Genomic DNA, 19,101 nt, shown 5'->3' on the forward strand with positions numbered 1-19,101 from the left:
GGTCCGAGCCTGGGAGAAATCAGAGGCGATTCAACGGGTATGTCAGGTGCTTTTGTAAGCTTGGGTGGCGCGGATTCCGCGTTCCAGCGATTGCTGTTGTTTTGCCATCGCCGATTTGTCGGCTTCGACCTTGCTCAAGAATTCAGCATCGTCGGCTAATGTGGACAAGGCAATTTGCTTGACCCATTCCCGGCGCTCGTCGGGTATCGGTTGGCTGGCGATGTGTTCCAGATAAGCCTGCCTGGAAGCCAAAATGCCTGGAAGCTCGTCCCATTCGGCGTTTGCCAGGCATTGTTGGATCCGGCTTTTGAAATCCAGCAGCACCGCCGCGTAATTGTCGATGCTGCGGTCGGGTTCGTCGCCTGCCGCTTCAGCCGATGGCATCCCACGCCTCTTTGATATCTTTCATCAATGACGCGACTTCGTCCAAGATCTGCTCACTATTCTCGCCGCTGGCTTGCAATAAACGCAGGTTGATATAGTTATACAACTGATTCAGGTTGGCAGCGATATCGCCGCCCTGTTCGATGTCGACCGCCTCGTTCAAGCCGCCGATGATGCCCATGGCTTTGGAGATGTAGACGCTCTTGGCTTCCAGATCGCCGTGGGCAATCGCGCCTTTCGCGGAATTGATTCGAGCCAGAAAGCCTTCCATCAGCATTTGTATCAACCGGTGCGGAGACTCCTCTCCCAAACCGCTAGAGGTATGCACATCCGCGTATTGCCTTGCACCGTTTCGAGTTTTCGCCATTGCGTACATGTTATTCCCCTATTACAACGAGTTAATCCAATTCGTCAGAAAAGAACCCGTGCTCTTAAATTGCCCGACCGCACTGTCCATTGCGATAAATTGTTTCTGTAAAGCCGCCTGCACCCGCTGGAACCTGACATTGACGTCGTCTTTTTGGTCATCCAGCTTGGAAATGGTTTTGTTCAACGAGGTTTGCTGGCTGTCTATCGAGCCGCCGGATTGCAACAGCCCCGACAGCTTGCCAGCCAAGCGGGTTGCGACGCCATCGGTAGACGAAAATACATCGCTGACCGATTGAAAATTCGCAGCCAAGGCGGTTTTCAATTTGGCACTGTCCAACGACATCACGCCGGCTTTATCGATGGAAACCCCGATCATCGCCAACGAGTTGAAATTGCCGCTGGCGGAAGAAACCGTTCCGGTCGTATTCTGCCGGATTTGAGTCGCTACGTAACGCAAAGTAGAATCGCCGATCAAGGCGCCATTGCCGCTACCGCTGCCATCGGTGCTACCACCGTATTTACCAAGGTTTTTCACCGTGGAATTCAATTTGTTATAAGCGGTGACGAAGGCATTGATGCTATTTGCTATCGCATCGTTATCGATTCCGACATTGATAGTCACCGGCGTATTGACCTCGGTTTGCGCCGCCAAATTTAAAGTGACGCCGGGCAATACATCGGTAATGCTATTGCTGCTTCTGGTAGCAACTTGGCCGTCGATGGAGATCACCGCGTCCTGCGCCGGGGTTTTGATATCCAGGTTAGCGTCGGAAAGTTGGGACAAGCTGACGTTGCCGCCGATAGTACCGTCATCGGTGCCGCTTACGGTAAAGCCGCTTGCGGTACCGGTATTTTTTGCGGTCAACACCAGTTTCGAAACCGTTCCGGTATGCGTCGCATTATCCACGTTGACGATACTGGCCGAGACAAAGGTATTGCCGTCGGCTTTGTTGATCGCATCGCGCAGTTTTTCCAAGGTATTGTTACTACTGTCGACCGTAATATCGAAGCTATCGCCCGAGGCCGCAGAAAACGATAGCGTGCCCGAGTTCAAAGCACTCGTCACGCCGCCGGTAAACTCGACATTGGCAACCGCTTTTTTCGCTTTGGCCAACTGCGTGATTTCCAACGAATACGTTCCGGTAGCCGCATACGCGTCCGCCGTAATTTTGAGCTTGGACTCATCCGAAGACGAGCTGGTATGCGCGCGAAAGGCACTACCGTCTTTCAACGCATTGATTGCCGTTTGAAAGTCCGATAGTGCGCTCTTTAATGTCCCCAATCCACTCAGCCGGGCACTGGCCGTATCCCGATGCCGCTGTATCGCATTCAATTGCGGCTGGGTTTCGGCCGTTGCGAGTTGCGTTACCAGCGACTGAATGTCGATACCGCTACCAAGGCCAGTCGAAGACACTATGCTCATGACACTCTCCCAAGCTTGACTAGGCTCGATCCTGAATCACCGAACCCTGGTCGCCTTGCAGTTCCTGCATCCGTCTAATAAAAGCCAACATTTCTTCGGATGGAATTTGCCGCACCAGTTCCCCACTCTCGCTATCGACGATTTTGACTACAACTTCCTTGGTGTCGTCGTCGACTTTGAACTGCAAGTTACGTTGAGTCGCTTGCAGTATGGAGTTTCCCTCTTTTGCGGCTTGCCGGACCACCTCCAAAGGCGGCTTCTGATCGGCTTTGTCTTTTTTCTCGTTACCGGACAAAGCATTGGTGGCGCTTTGCTTGTCTTGAGATAAAGCGGCGACATTGTTGTCGCCCCGATCGGTTGCTGCCTTCGCGTTTTGAGGCGGTACTTTACCAGTCTCTTGCTTATCGGTTTTTACGGTAGTCACAGGAACCAGCTTCAACACATTTGTAATTTCACTGTTCATGACATTAACCCTTGTTTAATTAAACATGACGGAAGGCCGCATCAAGCAGCCTTCCTCTCAACCTTATCTAAGCAAGCTGAGCACTGTTTGCGATGATTGGTTAGCTTGCGCCAGCATCGCGGTACCGGCTTGTTGCAGAATTTGGGTACGGCTCAGGTTAGACGTTTCGGATGCGAAATCGGCATCCATGATTCTGGACCGGGCTGCACTTTGGTTTTCGATAGAAGACTGCAAATTACCGATGGTCGTGGTGAAGCGGTTTTGGATCGCACCCAGAGTCGAGCGGAAATTATCGATCTTCTTGATCGCGTTATCAATGGCGTCTATTGCATTTCGGGTATCGGCAGAAGCCGCGCCGGAACCGATCGAGACGGCATTGGTACTGAACAGCGATTGTATACCGGAAGCGGTCGCCAAATCACTGACGTTAATCGAAATCTGGTTATTAGCCGAAGTACCGGCCCCGACTTGGAAGTTAACGTTTTGCAGCGATCCGTTCAACACTTTTTTACCGTTGAACTCGGTATTTTTAATGATACGGCCGATCTCGTCGCCTAATTGTTTAAATTCGGTTTGCAGTTTTTCCCGGTCGCTGGAGCTTACCGCACCGAAGTTGGAAGCCTGGACCGCCAAGTCCCGCATCCGTTGCATGGTTTCGGTGATGGAACCCATCGCGCTTTCCGCGGTTTGCGCCATTGAAATGCCGTCGTTGGCATTGCGGATCGCAACCGTCATACCTCTGATTTGCGAGGTCATACCGTCGCTGATCGCCAAACCGGCAGCGTCGTCTTTGGCAGAGTTAACCCGCAAACCGGAAGACAATCTCTCCATCGAGGTTTTCAGCGAGTTGGTTGTGTTGCTCAATAACCGTTGGCTGGTTAAGGAAGCTACGTTGGTATTGATGACCATTGACATGATGTTATCCTCCTAGTACGCCCTGCTGCATAAGCGGAAACGACTGATGTTGGTTAAGTGACTGAAGAAAAATGTTTCATTTCGAACTCGAAGGATGTATCGGCGTCGTTTTGGATAACTTTAACCCCGCAGTTTCAAAAATATTGGGCAAATTCGCCTTGGGCGCGCAAAAAATCGGCTTCGCGACCGATGTCCAACCAGTAGTCGTTGACCGCAAACATAGACACCGTCTCGCCTAGAGCGATTTGCTGGTTGAAAAGAGTCGGCATGTCCAGCTTTTTTTGCTCGGCAATACTCTTGATCAAACTGTGATCTAACACATAAATTCCCGCGTTAGCCAGACAGCTCTGCAGCGGCTTTTCCTCGATACCGACGATGCGTTGCTGCTCTGCCGAGACCACGCCGTAAGGAATTTGGTACTCGTATTGCCTGACGCACATCGTGGCGATTGCCTGCTGTTCGTTGTGGTAAGCCAACAGCCGGGAAAAATCGATCTGGGTCAGAATATCGCCGTTCATCACGATCAACGGCACGTCCGGCAACTCCTCCGGCAGCAAGCCGATCGCACCGGCAGTGCCCATCGGCTCGGCCTCGTCGATATAACTGATCGAAATCCCCCAGCGGCCGCCGTCGCCGAAATAGTTTTTGATTTGGTCGGCCTTGTAGTGGACCGCAATGAAAAACTGGCGAAAACCGGATTTGACGAAATTCTCGATAATGGTCTGCAAAATCGGCTTACCGCCGATTTCCAGCAACGGCTTCGGGCAATCGTCGGTATAAGGCCGCAAACGCTTGCCGAAACCGCCCGCCATCAAAAATACCGGATTCGGAAACGACGGTTGCTTGTACAAAGCCTGCAGCGACTCCAGCCGCACCACCCGGCCTTGTTCGTCGACCACCGGCAATTGGTAGAGGTGGTGCCCCTCCATCATCGCAATCAACTGAGTTTTGCTATCCAGCAAACTCGCCACCTTCGGCCGCTTGTTCATGACTTCGGCCACTGGATGCTCCAACGACAAACCGCGGATCAGCGCCCGGCGGATATCGCCGTCGGTGACGACACCGACCAATTTTTCCTGGTCGTCCACCACCAACGCAATTTGCAGCGCGCCGCGGTCGATCACTTCTATTGTCGTCCGCAGGCTCGCTTCCGGCCTGATCAATACCTGTTGCCAATGTTGTTTCATCTCTTCTATAAATCCTGAATCTGAGAACGAGCCGGATACACGATCTGTTGCGCGCCGATGTCCTTTGTCACGACGCTGCCGGCACCGACGATGCTGCCGCTGCCAATATGGATGCCCTGGATCACGACCGCGCCGGTGCCGATATGGGCGCCGTCGCCGATTTCCACGCCGCCGCTCAAAACCGCTCCCGGCGCGATATGCACGTGCCGGCCGATCCGGCATTCATGGTCGACGACCGCTCCGCTGTTGATGATACAGTTCTCAGCAATTAACACGCCAACTTGAATCACAGCTCCGGCCATGACCTGGACTCCGGCGGCCAAACGTACCTGGTCGACCACAAACGCCGCCGGGTCCAACACGCTCTGGAAGCGGTAGCCGGCGGCCGTGAAGTCGTCGAACAGCTTTCGCCGCAAGCCGCCGTCGCGCGGCAAAGAGCCCATGCCGTTGACCAATAACACGCGATCCGGATCGAAGCCGCTTACCGCCTCGTCTCCGCCCAGAATCCGGCAGCCCAACCATTCGCTGCCGGGTACGCGCGCCGGATCGGTCACGCCGGCTATTTCGTAGCCGCAACGCTGCAACATGCCCAACAACACTTTGGCATGGCCGCCGCTACCGAGTAACACCACCGGCTTTCTCATGGCAGCTCCCGCCGATCGCCAAGCAAATCGTCGATGGCATAGTTTTGCGAGCTGGCAGTACCCAAAAAACGCCAATATTCCATCGGACTCAGTCCGGTGCCGGGACGTTTACACGCCAAATTTTCGACGCTAAACAATTCGCCCGCTGCGATAGGTGCAGCCGCAACCAGGCTCTTGCGGGCCACCTCGCGCGTTTGCAACTCGACCGGCTGCGGTATTTTTAGCGGCGAACCGAGCGCCCGTTCGATACTCCTGACCGCCGCGACCATTTGCTTTAGCTCATCCGGCTCCAGCGACACTTGATGGTCGGGACCTTTCGCACTCCGGTCCAACGTAAAATGTTTCTCGATCAATACCGCGCCGCGCGCCGCCGCGGCAATCGGCACCGCCAAGCCCTCGGTGTGGTCGGAATATCCAGCCGGCAAGCCAAAAGCTTGGGCCAACGTGTCCACGGCCTTTAAATTTACATGTTCCGGCGGCGTCGGATATTCGCTGGTGCAATGCAGCAGCGTCACTTTTTGCCGTAACATGGCCTGCCCTGGCGCCGATGCGTAAGCTTCGCGAAACCGCGCCAAGCCCGGCCGCTCCCAGCCCAGATAACCGAAGGCCAGCACGCCCAACGCGGTTTCCACTTCGCCCAACGTCGCCATGCCTGTGGAAAGAATGATGTCTTTACCAGTCTCGGCATGCGCCAATAAGAACGGGCCGTTGGTGATTTCGCCGGACGGAACTTTCAGTTTGGCGACCCCGACTTCGTCGGCCAAAAACCGCAAACTGTCGAAATCGAAGGCAGTAGACAAAAACTCGATATGGCGGCCGCGGCAATAATCGCGCAATTGGGCGTGAAATTCGTACTTCAACTCCAGCTTACGCAGCATGTCGAGCTGGCTTTCCCCGGCATCGGTGGTTTGCTTTTGATACTCGGCTTTGGCTGCCGCTTGCGTGACCAGTTTTTCGGCCTTGAATGTCTGGAACTTAACCGCATCGGCACCTGCCGCCGCCGCCGCGTCCACCAGGCGCATCGCAGTTTCCAGACTTCCGTTATGATTGACGCCCGCCTCGGCGATGATAAAAACCCGGCTCATGCCTTTCTTGACTCCCCGGCCGCATCCGGCCATGACTGGCTAAAGCGTAAAGGTTAGCCCAATCGGCAACGGCCTGCTGCCTCGAACGCGGAAATGGCGGCGAAGAAAGGCTTTAAACGATTGCTTGAACAGGATACAGGGGCGGCCGGACCAAGCTAAGCGGTATGGTCGAGCCGATGGGGGTTTCGGAGCGGAATTCGGTGCGGATAACCGGTTCCTGCTCCGAGACGGGATTGTGTCTAAGCCCGGCGTTTACGCTGATAGGCCAGGAAGCCGGCGATGCCGCTGGCGAAAAACCAGACCGCGCCCGGCAGCGGCACCGGCGGCGCGCATTGGTTGTCTTCGCTGCTAACGCAGACGTTCAGCGCGCCGGTATTGTCGCCGAAGATATCGTCGTTGAAACCGAACTGTATGTGGGTGGCCCCGTCCGGAATGCCGAAACTGGAACCGACCAAAAAGCCCTGTCCTTCGCCGGTATAAACCACGGTACCCAACGTCAACAATTCGATGATACCGCCGTTGTCATCGGTCAATGCGCCGAGCAAGGCCTGCAAAAACAAGCCGTAAGGCGCCGGATCGCTTGGATTCTGGGTTTTGCCCCATTCGCTTTCGTAGTAGTAACTGGGAAATACCTGTCCGCTCGCGCCCAACTCGTCGTCTTTAAAAACGCTGCCGACGTAACCGTTGTTATTGACGTCGGGTATAGCTCCGAATGCACTGGTCAAACCGCCGAGAAAGAAAATGTGCAGCACATCGCCCGCACCGACGCCGATATCGGACAATTTCAGCCGGGCCGGCGCGGTGTAATCCGGAATCGCATCGCTGCCGTCCGCACCGACGCCGTAACGGTAAGCGTCGTTCAAACCGCCAACTTCCCACGCCCACGGGCCCGCCGTCCCAGCCACGTTCAGTACTTGGTAAGACGCATGCGCCTGGGCGGAAGAAAACGCCAACAACCCGGCCAAACACACTCGACGTAAACAGCCAAAATGATCTTTCATAATCGAACTCCTAAAATATTTTGAATCGCGCGGCCCTTGGTTTTAAAGACCAACCCTTTTTTCAAGCAGAAAGCGCACCAAACCGGATATTGCTTTTTATTCAAAAAGTTATTCCTACTCGGTCGGCGGCGCCGCCAAGACTTGTAAAATTTTTCGACACCACCATTGGACGTTGGCTTGCCGCTATCTGCCTCGACCAGCCAAGCTTGCCATCGTTATCAAACGGCAACTGAAACCGTCTCTGTCTGTACCCGGCCGGGTATCGGTGTTAAACGTGTAAAATTGCGCCAGGGCAATCCGCCGCTCGAGCCGGACCGCACGCCAGCAGCCGGCCCAACGAATAAACCCGCCATTCAGACCACTCCAGCAAATCGAATATGGCCATCATTTCACTGAAACAACTACTCGACTACGCCGCCGAACACAGCTTTGCCGTCCCGGCCTTCAACATCAGCAACATGGAACAGGTACAGGCCATCATGCAGGCGGCCGACGCTTGCGACAGCCCGGTGATCATGCAGGGTTCGGCCGGCGCCAACCGCTATGCCGGGGAAATCTTCCTGCGCCATTTGATCCAGGCCGCCGTCGAGCAATATCCGCATATTCCGGTCGTGATGCACCGCGACCACGGGCCCAGTCCGGCGATTTGCGCCCAAGCGATCCAAAACGGCTTCAGTTCGGTGATGATGGACGGCTCGCTTTTGGAGGACATGAAAACCCCGGCCTCGTTCGAATACAACGTCGCAGTCACTCGCAAAGTGGTCGACATGGCCCATGCCTGCGGCGTGTCGGTGGAAGGCGAAATCGGTTGTCTGGGTTCGCTGGAAGCCAAACCCGGCGCCGACCACAGCCGACTATTGACCGATCCCGACGAAGCCGCACAATTCGTCGGACTTACCGGCGTCGACGCGCTGGCCGTCGCGATCGGCACCAGCCACGGCGCCTACAAATTCAGCAAACCGCCGACCGGCGAAGTATTGGTGATCAAGCGCTTGAAAGAATTGCAGCAACGCCTGCCGCACATGCATTTCGTCATGCACGGCTCCAGCTCGGTGCCGCAGGAATGGCTGGAAGTCATCAACGCCCATGGCGGCGAGATTCCGCAAACTTACGGCGTGCCGGTCGCGGAAATCGTCGAAGGTATCAAATACGGCGTACGCAAGGTTAACATCGACACCGACCTGCGCATGGCTTCGACCGGGGCCATGCGCCGCTTTCTGGCGCAACCGGAGCACGTAGCGGAACTGGATGCCCGCAAAACTTATGCCGCGGCGCGCGACGCAATGCAGGCTTTGTGCCGCGAACGTTACGAAGCCTTCGGCTGTGCCGGCCACGCCGGCAAGATCAAACCGCTGCCGCTCAGCGCAATGGCGCAGCGTTACTGAGCCGAAGCCGGCCGGTTCGATGCAACGAAGGCAAAATTCAGATAATCGAACAGTTCCCGGGCATGCAGATCGCTAATCCGATCGCTGCCGAATTGCGGCATCACGCCCGGCGAGCCGTCGGGCATGCGCGGATTGCGGATAAAGGCCAAAAACTCGGCGAAATCGTGCAATTGCGGCGCATTGCGCAGCGGCATATTCGGTTCGATGATGTTTTCGCCGCGGCGGTGGCAGCCGGAGCAATGGCTGTCGAATACCTGGCGGCCGATTTTGAATTGCACCGGCGCTTCCGGTGTAAAGCCGTGATAGACCAACTGGCCGCCGAAAAAGCCCAGGCCGGCCACCGTAACTACGCTAGCGAAATACAATACCGGCAACGCTTTCGACTCAAGGCACCGGCGGCCAATCACCGCGGCGCTGGCGATCAGCAGCAAATACAGCGCGGCTAACACAGCCTTGATTTGAATCTCGAAAAACCAGGCCCCGCCGTAAAAACGCTGCCAATCGAAAATGCCAACCGGAATCGCCAACAGGGTAAACGCCAGCGCAAACACCGCCACATGGTAGGCCGTAGCGCGAAAGGCCGCCTGCTTGGTCAGCGCCGCCAATATCGAAAACCCCAGCGCACCGATCGACATACCGGCCGGTACGTGTACCAGCACCGGATGCAGCGGATGGCTGTAGCCAAGCGCCGCCAGGAAATCGTAAAACCAGTGGCTCATGCGGGCCGTTCCAAATCGTAAAACCGCTTTTTCAATAATCCGTTCAAATCGGTGCTTTGCAACACCTGCTTGATCGCGGCCGATGCGCCGCCGCTACCGTAAGGATGCTGCAAATTCGCCAATACCGGCGCCAATTCGCCGGACCAGACTTGTTCCAGCGCGGTTTTGATCGCATCGGCTCGCGGCGGGCAATGCAGTACGCTGGCGGCGCACAAACGGCCGCGCTGGCGGTCGCCGATATTGACGGTAGGAATCTTGAAGGCCGGCGCTTCCAACAAACCGCTGGACGAATTGCCTACCACCGCATCGACGAGGCGCATCGCCGATAAATAGCGTAGCGATCCAAGCGATACGAAAGCCGCGACCCGCTGCGGCCAACGCTGGCGGTAACTTTCAATCGACTCGGCAATGACTCGGCCGTCGGCATCGGCATTGCTATAGGTAAAAATGACATTGACCTCGGGATATTCGTCGAGGGCTAGCAACAACTGATCGAACTGCTCGTTAGCGCTGGCATGCTCCAAGGTCGCCGGATGAAAGGTTACCAACAGATTGCGCTCGGCCAACTTGAAACCGATGGCGGCTTCCAATTCGGTACGCGACAACAGCGGCAAGCGGACAATTTGGTCCAGGCCCGGCGCGCCGACGTTGAATACCCGCTCCGGCTGTTCGCCGAGTTGAATCACCCGTTGCCGGTAGACTTCGGCGGCGGTGAAATGCAGATGCGACAATTTGGTTAACGCATGCCTGATCGCGTCGTCGACCGCGCCTTCGCTGAGCTCGCCGCCATGGATATGGGCCAGCGGAATCCGTAAATTCATCGCCGCCTGCGCCGCCGCGAAAATTTCGAAACGGTCGCCTAGCACAACAACGATATCCGGCTGCAACTCGGCCAAGGCATCGGCGAAGCCGATCAAGCCCAGACCCATCGCCTTGCTGATGCCGACCGGGGTATCCGACGACAGCAGCATTTCCACCTTGCGGTTTATCGTAAAACCGTCGGCTTCGATTTGGCGCCAAGTCAAACCGAACTCCGGCGACAAGTGCATGCCAGTGGCGATCAATTGCAACGCCAGCTCAGGATCGCCGGCAATCTCTTTCATCAGCCAATACAGCAAGCCGTACTCGGCCCGCGAGCCGGTAACGACGCAGATTTTGCGTGGCTCGGCCATCAAAACACCACACTGCTGGGCACGTTAACCACACGGTCGGCCAGGCGGCGCGAATGTTCCAGGCCGTCGCATTGGCAGTGCCGGTACATCGGTAAGTTCGGCATCAATTCCCACAGCGGCCGGGCCATCACGCCTTGGGCGTTGCTGTATTCCAGAAAGGCGTCGCGCTCGGCAAGATCGTCGAGCATCAGCGCGTTCAACCAGTAATTGGCACATGCAGCTTCCGGCTCTTGCAGAACGCTGACGCCGTTCGCCGCGCCCCAAGCCAAATAGCGGGCAGCGAGTTTGCGTTTGGCTGCGACGAACGCCGGCAATTGCTCCAGTTGCGCCAAACCCAGCGCCGCATTTAAGTTCGGCATCCGATAGTTGAAGCCGATTTGGTCGTGTTCGAATTTCCAGGCATGCGCCAATTTGGCAGTCGTGGTCAAATGCTTAGCCTGCCGGGCCAGGTCGTCGTCGTCGGTCAAAATCATGCCGCCGCCACCGGTGGTGATGATTTTGTTGCCGTTGAAACTGAGCACGCCGAGCTTGCCGAAGGTGCCGCAGTGCTTAGGCTTGGTTAGTTCATTAGGCTGGAATAAATGCGGCTCGGAGTTAGCCGAGCCGCTTGTTTCCGGCGAGAGGTTGGACTTGCCGGAAACGCCCGCCTCCGCTGCCGCTGCAGCGGGCTGATTCCGGCCTACATCATGAAAAATCCCGCTACCCAACGCCTCCGCCGCATCTTCGACCATCGGCAGATCGTGAGCCTCGCAAACCTCGAGCAAACCGGCCATATCGCAGGGATGGCCGAAGGTGTGCATCGGCAGGCAGGCGGCGATGCGTTTGCCGCTGGTTTTGTTGTAAACGCCGTCGGCGCGGCGTTCGCCGTGTTGCTCGAGAAACGCCGCCAACGCCGCGGTCGATAAACCCAAAGTCGCGCAATCGACATCGACGAACACCGGCTCGGCGCCGCAGTAATGGATCGCGTTGCAGGTGGCGACAAAAGTCACTGCCTGGGTAATGACCTCGTCGCCGGGGCGGACGCCGGCCAGCAACAAAGCGATATGCAACGCCGCGGTACCATTGACGGTAGCGACGGCATGTTTGGCGCCGCAATACTCGGCAATCTTGTTTTCGAAATCCGTCACGTACGGCCCGACGCTGGACACGAACGTGCTATCGATCACGTCGTTCAGATAGCGTTTTTCGTTACCGCTAAAGCGCGGTTCGTGCAATGGAATGAAGGCGTCGGTTTGGTAAATCTCGCGGACGAAACCGACGAAGCGCTCAAACATTGTAAATATCCGTTTTGTACTTTTTCAGATTGCCCGCTTCGCTAAACCAGGCCACGGTGCGGCGCAGGCCTTCTTCCAACGGCACCTGCGGGGTAAAGCCGGTCAAGGCCTTGAGTTTGGCGTTATCGCACCACAGCCGGTTGACTTCCGATTTTTCCGGCCGCAAGCGTTGCTGATCAAGCAGAAATTCGACGTCACTATTCATAATGGCCTTGATCAGATTCAGCGTGTCGCCGACCGAAATTTCGAAATTGGAACCGATATTGACCGTTTCGCCGACGGTGTTGTCGGACTCGGCCAGCGCGATGAAACCGCGGCAGGTGTCTTCGACGTAATTGAAATCGCGGGTCGGCGACACGTCGCCCAATTGAATTTGCTTTTTACCGGCGGCGATCTGGCTGATGATGGTCGGAATCACTGCCCGCGCCGATTGGCGAGGGCCATAGGTATTGAACGGCCGGGCAATGGTCAGCGGCAGATCGAAGGCATTGAAAAAACTCATCGCCATCGCATCGGCGGCAATCTTCGAGGCGCTGTACGGCGACTGCGGTTGCAGCGGATGTTTCTCGTCGATCGGCACGTATTGGGCGGTGCCGTACACTTCGCTGGTCGAGGTATGGATCACCCGGCCGACGCCGGCATCGCGCGCCGCCTGGCAAATATTCAAGGTGCCGCGGATATTGGTATCGACATAACTGTCCGGCGCCGCGTAGGAATAGGGAATCGCGATCAACGCCGCCAAGTGGAATACGGTATCGATGCCCTGGCAAAGGCTGCGGCACAACGCCGGGTCGCGCACGTCGCCGCACACCACGTCGATGTCGTTCTTGCAGGCGACGTCATCCAACCAGCCCCAGGAATTGAACGAATTGTAATGGGCCAAGGCGCGCACTTCGCAGCCGCGCGCCGCCAGCATTTCGGTCAAATGGGAGCCGATGAAACCGTCGGCGCCGGTCACTAAAACTTTATTCATACCAACCCTTGCTTAATAAAGGCCTCGGCGATAGCCCAGTCGTCTTCGGTGTCTATATCCAGGCTTTGAATGGTGTTCATCACCAACGGCACGGTCTGCGGCGGGTAAAACGACTTATGCGTCAACAAAAAATCGGTCCGGCACAAATACATCGCGCCGTTCGGCGTCAGTAACGGCCGGCTTTGTTGCCGGCTGGCTTGGGTCGGTTGCCGGTTGTCCAGCGCCTGCATAAAGCCGTCGCATAATTGGAACAAGGTGGTCAGGTTGCGCTGAATTTCCTTGCAGCCGATTACCGCCGCGACGTTACCGCCGTTAGCCAATGCCATAGCCTGGCGAAGTATAGCCGGGCTGCGGAACGGCGAGGTCGGTTGCAACAACATGACCCAGGCCGGCAGATAGGCGTAATGCTGGCGAAACCAGTCCAAGGCATGTTCCACCACCTGCAGCGACGATGCGGCATCCGTGGCATGACAGGCCGGACGCAAAAACGGCACCACCAGTCCGCTGCCGCGGCCGATTTCGGCATACTGTTCCGAGTCGGTGGACAACACGGCCAAGGCCTTGGGCAACCCGGCCTCGCCGATGGTTTGTGCGGTCCAGCTCAATAGCGGTTTGCCGGCCAACGGCCGGATGTTTTTGTCCGGCAAGCCTTTGGAGCCACTGCGGGCCGGCACTACCATCAATAAATCCAATGCCTCCGCCATGCCGAGCTCCCCTTAAATCAACCTCAAACCCGGCGGCAAGGCTTCGCCGAAGATTTGTTTTTCCTGGCTTTCGTCGAGCACCTTGTATTCGGCAACCATCTCCTGCCAAGACGCCGGGGCTTTGGCCTGCTTCAATTTTTCCAACACTTGCTGGCGTAAGGCATCGTCGATATCGCGGACGCGGTCGTCGCAGCGCCGGGCCAGCAAGGTCGCGGCAAAGCCGGCCTGGGCCTGCTTCTTCCAATCGACCGCCAGCAACTGTTGCAACCAAGCGGCCGCCTGCGCCGGCGGAATCACGTCGTGGTTATTGCCGTGAAACAGTATCCGTGCCCCGATCCGGCCCAAGGCCCACCAGCTTTGCTCCGGCTCACCGGCTTTGGCCAAGCGTTTTAACAGCCATTCGCCCAGTTGCAGTTTATCCGCCACGGCCAAGCGCTCCAGCGACGCCGCCAAGCGCAACATATCTTCGTAACCGCGGGTGGCGATTTGTTTCGCCAGTCCCGGCTGGCGCGCCGAGGCCGGGTTGATGAACTTGCCGATGTCGTTAAAGATGCGCTGCTGCGCCTCGGCCGGCAAGCCGCCGGCCACCCGCCGCCAACAGGTCCACCATTCGGCCCAGTTTTGTTTTTCGTTGACGAACTGCAGGCCTTCCGGATACAGCTTCCACAATTGTTCGACTCGCCAATCGTCCAGCGGATAACCGAAACCGGGGCGCAGGCAAAATCCGGCCAGGCTGAACCACAGCCGCTCGTGCTGCTCGCTACGCCGGCGGTATTTGCTGCCGTCCAACAAAGCATTGCACAACTCGCGCAGCAGCGGGGTTTGCCAATCGCCGCGCGGCGCAGCCAACACTTTTTCCAAATCGGCACGCAGGATTTTTACCGCCTGCGGGTCGACTTGTTTGGATTTGGCACCGAACACGGCCTGAATTTTTTCCACAGCTTGCGGCAGTTGTGCAGGCAAATCGGCGTTCACCAGCGCGGATTTGGCTTTGCGGATCTGAAACTCGACGTCCCAACGCTGGCCCTCGCCATCGAGCGCGACGCATTGCAAACGCAGGGTGCCGACTTCGGTATAGGTTGCCGACAACTGCACGGCGACTTCGGCTTTTTGCTGGCCTTCGAACGCCACCGCCAACGGCGGCAGGCTATGAAAGCGGTCGTCGTCGAGCTCGACCAGATCGCCGGAGCGATAATCGCCGTCGCCGCTGGCGGACAGCAAATGGAATCGCACCGGTTGGCCGACGCGTAATGCAAAGTGGCGGCCGGCCAGCAATAGCTCATGCCCCTCTTCGCTGCCTTTCGGCAGAATGCAGACGCCGCGCCGGTTTTCCCCGGCGCCGTCGATCAGCAAAAAGTAACTGCGCGCCGCGCCGCCGCCGATCCGCAATTTTTTATCGCGGCGGGCGATGGCATAGCTGACCGCACCGTAGGCGACCGCCAACTCCGGGTCCGGATTGTCCAACACGGTCGGCGCCCGGCCGCCGCGCCAGGCCGACAACAACGCGGTTACCCGCTGCACCAGTGCCCGGCTGCGGAAGACGCCGCCGTTCAACAACAGCGCATCGGGCACAATGCCGGACTCGCCGAGCGCCTGTTGCGCGGCATGAGCATGCGACTGCAAAAAGCCGGCGATGTGCTTGCTGATCGCCGGCTCCGCGGCGTAAGGCAGGCCGAATTCGACCACGCCGCTACGCTTCTTGTCCGGCAGTTCCTGCAAACCGGACAAGGGCAAAAAACCGTCCAGCGCAATCTGCCTGACCTCTTCCCGGCTCAAAGCCGCGCTCTTGCTGCCGCCGATCAATTTGGAGCCGCCGCCCAGCAAGGTCACGGCAACCTGCTCCGGCGCATCGTCCGCCAACAAGCGCTCTTTGGCGATCCGGCATTGCTCCAGCAGTTGCGCCAAATCGGCGCTGGACAATTTGCGTTCGGCGCCGCGCAGCCGATTCTCGGCCAGATGAGCCAAGGCCAGATCGATATTATCGCCGCCCAGCATCAAGTGGTCGCCGACGCCGATCCGGGTCAATTGCGGTTCGCCGGCGCCGTATTCGATCTTGATCAGAGTCAAGTCGGTGGTACCGCCGCCGACATCGCACACCAACATCAAGCGGCTGCCGGCCAGGCTAGGCTCGATACTGCCGGCATGGCGCCGCAACCAGTCGTAGCAGACGGCCTGCGGCTCTTCCAGCAGCCGCACGTCGGCCAGACCGGCCAATTTCGCCGCTTCCAGCGTTAACGACCGTGCGGATTCGTCGAACGAAGCCGGCACGGTAACGACGATGGTTTGCCGTGCCAACGGCGCATCGGGAAAGCGCTGTTCCCAAACGGTACGCACATGCTGCAAATAACTCGCACTCGCCGCCAGCGGCGATACTTTGAATACCGACTCGTCGCTACCCCAAGGCAAAATCGGCGCCGTGTGGTCGACCGCCGTGTGCGACAGCCAGCTCTTAGCACTGGTTACCAGCCGCCCTTGCGATTTGGCGCCCAATACTCGGGCGGCCTCGCCCAGCACGGCGCCGTCGTCGGCCAACAGGAAACCGGCGCCGGCGCTCAATTCGCCCGGCGCCGGATGGTAGCGCACCGACGGCAGCAGCGGTTTCGCCGCGACTTCGCCCGGCGCGGTCATCTGCGGTATTTCGAACAGACGAATGGTCTTTTGCGGATCGCCGGCAGCGGCATAGGCCACTACGGTATGGGTGGTACCGAGATCGATACCGACTAAATATTGGCTGGCTGAGGTATTCAAAATCGTTAGTTCTGGCTGGTGGGTTGCGGCTGGTACAGCCATTCGTTGACTTCTTGCAGGTTTTGCGGCGAGATCACGCCGACCGCGTGTAAAAAGCGCATCCGGCTTTTAACGTAGCTGTAGCGACCCAGCGCTAAATCGCGTTTGGCGCGGAATTCGGCTTGCTGTGCATCCAGCACGTCGCCAACCGTTTCCAGACCGAATTTAAAGCCTTTTTCCTTGGCTTCGCGCGATTTTTTCGCCGATTCCAAGGCTTTAGCCGACGCGGCAATCCGCCGCACGCTGGCGTTGGAGGTCAAAAAGGCGTCGCTGATTTCCTTGACCAAACCGCGGATTTTGCTTTCGTTTTCGTTTTTTGCCAACTCCAGCCGGTGCTGCGCTTCGTTGGTTTTCTCGGAAATCACGCCGCCGCTGAAAATCGGCACGCTGACGTTGATGGCGGCAGTCTGCACTTCGGTTTGCGGCGTACGCGAACTTTGGTAGCCGGTATCGCTGTTGAAATAATTGAATTGCAAATCGACCACCGGCAAATGCCGGGCGCGTTGCATCGCCACGTCGTCGCTGGCCGCTTCGATTGCGCTCAGTTGCGCCCGCAGCAGCGGATTTTCGCTTTTCGCCACGGCAATCCAATCCTCCAGATTACCCTCCAGCGGCCGGTACTCGATATCTTCCCGCAGCCGCGCCAAGTCTTGCGGCAGGTTATTGGTCATCTCCCGCAAATTTTCCCGGGCTTTGACCAATACGGTCTCCGCTTCGATCTGGCTGGCCTGCAATTGGTCTAGCCTGGCCTCGACTTCGTAAAGATCGGTAATTTTGACCAGTTGTTTGGCAAATTGGCGTTTGATTTGTTCGTGCTGCATGGCCAGCGCTTCGGTCTCGCCGCGCAGTAAATTCAATTGGTCCTCGGCTTGCAGCAGGTCGAAGTAACGTTCGACCACATCGTCGATCAGCGCGTTTTCGGCTTCGATCTGCTCTTCGATATAGACGTTCTCGGTTTCCTTGGCCCGACGCCAGTTCCAGAATTTGGCGAGATCGACCAGCGATTGGTTGACCGAAATGTAATAGCGCTTGCCGGGATAAGTGGTGTTGACCGAACGCGCGGTGCCGCTGACGGTCTGGTCGTTATGCGACCAGTTACCGGTCGCCGTGACTTGCGGCAAGAACTCGCCGAAGGATTGTTCTTTTTGAGAAGTACCGATATTCAGTTTCAAACCGGCGGCTTTCAATTTCGGATCGCCGCCCAGCGCCTGTTGATAGACGGTCAACAAATCGTCGGCAACGGCCTGGCCAACACCGGATACCGCCAACACTAAGGCAAAACTCCAAGCCGATTTCATCAGTCTTCGTTGAAGGCGCGGGCCACAGCGTTGGTGATCGGTTGCAGCAAATATTCCAACACGGTACGTTCTCCGGTCGTGATCAACACCTCGGCCGGCATGCCCGGCAACAATTCCACCTCGCCCAGTTTGGCGTAACTGTCCGGGGTCAATTCGATCTGGGCCTGGTAATAGGCCATGCCCGATCTTTCGTCGCTGAGCCGGTCGGCGGACAGATTGGTAACGATACCGTCGAGCTTGGGCACTACCGATTGTTTGAACGAACTGAAGCGGACTTCGGCTTTCAGGCCTTCGTGTACCCGGTCGATGTCCATCGTCGACACCTGGGCGTTGACGATCAGATCCTCGTTTTGCGGCACCAAGTCCAGAATCTGCCGTCCCGGCCCGACCACGCTGCCGACATTATGTAACGTCATCCCCAGGACGCGGCCGGCGCCAGGCGCCCGAATTTCGGTTCTGGCCAGTCTTTCCCGGGCCGCGGTCAAGCGCTGAGTCACGTCGAAAAGTTGAGCCTGCGCCTCGCCCAGCTTGCCGGCGATGCCCTCCTGGAATTGTTTTTCCAGTTGCAAAATCTGCAACTGGGTTTCGCCGATCTGCATTTCGTTACCGGCAATTTCGGCGGCCAGTGCGGCGATTTCGCCGGCAGCCAGGGTCAGGTTGCGCTCGATATCGCGCACTCGTTGCTTGCCGGTAAAGCCTTCGGCCAGCAATTCGCGCAAATCTTTCAGCTCGTCTTTATACGATTCGACCAAAGCCTGTTTGGCGGCGCGCTGCCCGCGCAAGCCTTCCACCCGGCTGGCTAACTGCGTGCTACGCTGCTTCAGCACCGAAATTTCGCCTTCGTGGGAAAGTTTTCGTGCCAGGAAAATCCGGCTCTCGGCCTGTTTGGCTTCCAGCGTACGAGCGTCGGCGTCATCCTGCAACGTATCCGGAAATTCGACGGCCGGCTTGAGGTCGCGCTCCGCGCTGAGCCGGGCGACTTGGGCCGACAAAGTAATCTGCTGGCTGCGCAGGATATCCTGTTCCGCGCGGATTGCGGTATCGTCGAGCCGGATCATCACGTCGCCTTCCTTGACGAAATCGCCGTCTTTGACCAGTAACTCGCTGACGATGCCGCCGTCCAGATGCTGCACGGTTTTGCGGTGTGATTTCACCGCAACGTAGCCCGGCGCCATCGCCGAGCTGTCGAGCGGCGCGAAATAACTCCAGACGCCGAAGATGCCGAGCGTGGCAAAAATGACGGCGTGGCCGATATTGCGGATCGGCCGGTCGTCGGTGACTAAAGAGACGGCTTCCAGTTCCGAAGATTGGCTCATCG

Annotated in this window: 18 protein-coding genes; 1 reads left to right on the top strand and 17 read right to left on the bottom strand. The window is 57.5% G+C overall.

Going from position 1 to position 19,101, the window contains the following annotated elements:
- Positions 1-42 precede the first annotated feature (42 nt).
- From MKFW12EY_RS17825 to MKFW12EY_RS17865, 9 genes are all read right to left on the bottom strand, one after another.
- A complete protein-coding gene (locus MKFW12EY_RS17825) occupies positions 43-384 on the bottom strand; it encodes a flagellar protein FliT (RefSeq protein ID WP_054762672.1) in 342 nt (113 codons plus the stop codon).
- Positions 371-760: a flagellar export chaperone FliS gene (gene fliS / locus MKFW12EY_RS17830; RefSeq protein WP_064026060.1), complete on the bottom strand. Its 390-nt coding sequence runs from the start codon at positions 758-760 to the stop codon at positions 371-373. Before fliS ends, MKFW12EY_RS17825 begins: the two co-directional genes overlap by 14 nt.
- Positions 761-772: 12 nt before the next feature.
- Positions 773-2,176: a flagellar filament capping protein FliD gene (gene fliD, locus MKFW12EY_RS17835; protein ID WP_064026058.1), complete on the bottom strand. Its 1,404-nt coding sequence runs from the start codon at positions 2,174-2,176 to the stop codon at positions 773-775.
- Between the two features lie 19 nt (positions 2,177-2,195).
- Complete coding sequence (locus tag MKFW12EY_RS17840) at positions 2,196-2,639, bottom strand: flagellar protein FlaG (protein ID WP_054762674.1); 444 nt, start codon at positions 2,637-2,639, stop codon at positions 2,196-2,198.
- A 63-nt stretch (positions 2,640-2,702) separates the two neighbouring features.
- Positions 2,703-3,554 carry a flagellin N-terminal helical domain-containing protein gene (locus MKFW12EY_RS17845; protein ID WP_054762677.1) on the bottom strand — a complete coding sequence of 284 codons (852 nt, stop codon included), beginning with the start codon at positions 3,552-3,554 and terminating at the stop codon, positions 2,703-2,705.
- 134 nt (positions 3,555-3,688) lie between these two features.
- Positions 3,689-4,741 carry a nucleotidyltransferase family protein gene (locus tag MKFW12EY_RS17850; protein ID WP_054762679.1) on the bottom strand — a complete coding sequence of 351 codons (1,053 nt, stop codon included), beginning with the start codon at positions 4,739-4,741 and terminating at the stop codon, positions 3,689-3,691.
- A 5-nt stretch (positions 4,742-4,746) separates the two neighbouring features.
- A complete protein-coding gene (locus tag MKFW12EY_RS17855) occupies positions 4,747-5,385 on the bottom strand; it encodes an acetyltransferase (RefSeq protein ID WP_054762680.1) in 639 nt (212 codons plus the stop codon).
- Positions 5,382-6,470 (bottom strand): N-acetylneuraminate synthase, encoded by a 1,089-nt coding sequence (neuB, locus tag MKFW12EY_RS17860; RefSeq protein WP_221053499.1) that lies wholly within the window; start codon positions 6,468-6,470, stop codon positions 5,382-5,384. The genes MKFW12EY_RS17855 and neuB overlap by 4 nt, the downstream gene beginning before the upstream one ends.
- 239 nt (positions 6,471-6,709) lie before the next feature.
- Positions 6,710-7,471 carry a hypothetical protein gene (locus MKFW12EY_RS17865; RefSeq protein WP_221053500.1) on the bottom strand — a complete coding sequence of 254 codons (762 nt, stop codon included), beginning with the start codon at positions 7,469-7,471 and terminating at the stop codon, positions 6,710-6,712.
- 377 nt (positions 7,472-7,848) lie between these two features.
- Between MKFW12EY_RS17865 and fba the strand changes: the two genes are divergently transcribed.
- Positions 7,849-8,856 carry a class II fructose-bisphosphate aldolase gene (gene fba, locus MKFW12EY_RS17870; RefSeq protein WP_054762688.1) on the top strand — a complete coding sequence of 336 codons (1,008 nt, stop codon included), beginning with the start codon at positions 7,849-7,851 and terminating at the stop codon, positions 8,854-8,856.
- Here fba and MKFW12EY_RS17875 read toward each other — a convergent pair.
- From MKFW12EY_RS17875 to MKFW12EY_RS17910, 8 genes are read right to left on the bottom strand one after another with little or no spacing between them, the layout of a single operon-like run.
- On the bottom strand, positions 8,850-9,575 hold the full coding sequence (locus MKFW12EY_RS17875) for a DUF2231 domain-containing protein (RefSeq protein WP_221053501.1): 726 nt from the start codon (positions 9,573-9,575) through the stop codon (positions 8,850-8,852). The genes fba and MKFW12EY_RS17875 overlap by 7 nt on opposite strands.
- Positions 9,572-10,747 (bottom strand): UDP-N-acetylglucosamine 2-epimerase, encoded by a 1,176-nt coding sequence (gene neuC / locus MKFW12EY_RS17880; RefSeq protein WP_221053502.1) that lies wholly within the window; start codon positions 10,745-10,747, stop codon positions 9,572-9,574. The genes MKFW12EY_RS17875 and neuC overlap by 4 nt, the downstream gene beginning before the upstream one ends.
- Positions 10,747-12,021, bottom strand: a complete 1,275-nt coding sequence (locus MKFW12EY_RS17885; protein WP_054762692.1) for a LegC family aminotransferase — start codon at positions 12,019-12,021, stop codon at positions 10,747-10,749. Before MKFW12EY_RS17885 ends, neuC begins: the two co-directional genes overlap by 1 nt.
- On the bottom strand, positions 12,014-12,994 hold the full coding sequence (locus MKFW12EY_RS17890; protein ID WP_054762695.1) for an NAD-dependent 4,6-dehydratase LegB: 981 nt from the start codon (positions 12,992-12,994) through the stop codon (positions 12,014-12,016). The genes MKFW12EY_RS17885 and MKFW12EY_RS17890 overlap by 8 nt, the downstream gene beginning before the upstream one ends.
- Positions 12,991-13,698: an acylneuraminate cytidylyltransferase family protein gene (locus MKFW12EY_RS17895; protein ID WP_221053503.1), complete on the bottom strand. Its 708-nt coding sequence runs from the start codon at positions 13,696-13,698 to the stop codon at positions 12,991-12,993. Before MKFW12EY_RS17895 ends, MKFW12EY_RS17890 begins: the two co-directional genes overlap by 4 nt.
- A gap of 12 nt (positions 13,699-13,710) precedes the next feature.
- A complete protein-coding gene (locus tag MKFW12EY_RS17900) occupies positions 13,711-16,488 on the bottom strand; it encodes an Hsp70 family protein (RefSeq protein ID WP_221053504.1) in 2,778 nt (925 codons plus the stop codon).
- Complete coding sequence (locus MKFW12EY_RS17905) at positions 16,452-17,783, bottom strand: TolC family outer membrane protein (protein WP_054759340.1); 1,332 nt, start codon at positions 17,781-17,783, stop codon at positions 16,452-16,454. Before MKFW12EY_RS17905 ends, MKFW12EY_RS17900 begins: the two co-directional genes overlap by 37 nt.
- The gene (locus MKFW12EY_RS17910) at positions 17,783-19,099 is read right to left on the bottom strand and encodes an HlyD family type I secretion periplasmic adaptor subunit (protein ID WP_054759338.1); all 1,317 of its coding nucleotides are present in this window, start codon (positions 19,097-19,099) and stop codon (positions 17,783-17,785) included. Before MKFW12EY_RS17910 ends, MKFW12EY_RS17905 begins: the two co-directional genes overlap by 1 nt.
- Positions 19,100-19,101 lie beyond the last annotated feature (2 nt).

The sequence above is a fragment of the Methylomonas koyamae genome, from assembly GCF_019669905.1.
Taxonomy (GTDB): domain Bacteria; phylum Pseudomonadota; class Gammaproteobacteria; order Methylococcales; family Methylomonadaceae; genus Methylomonas; species Methylomonas koyamae.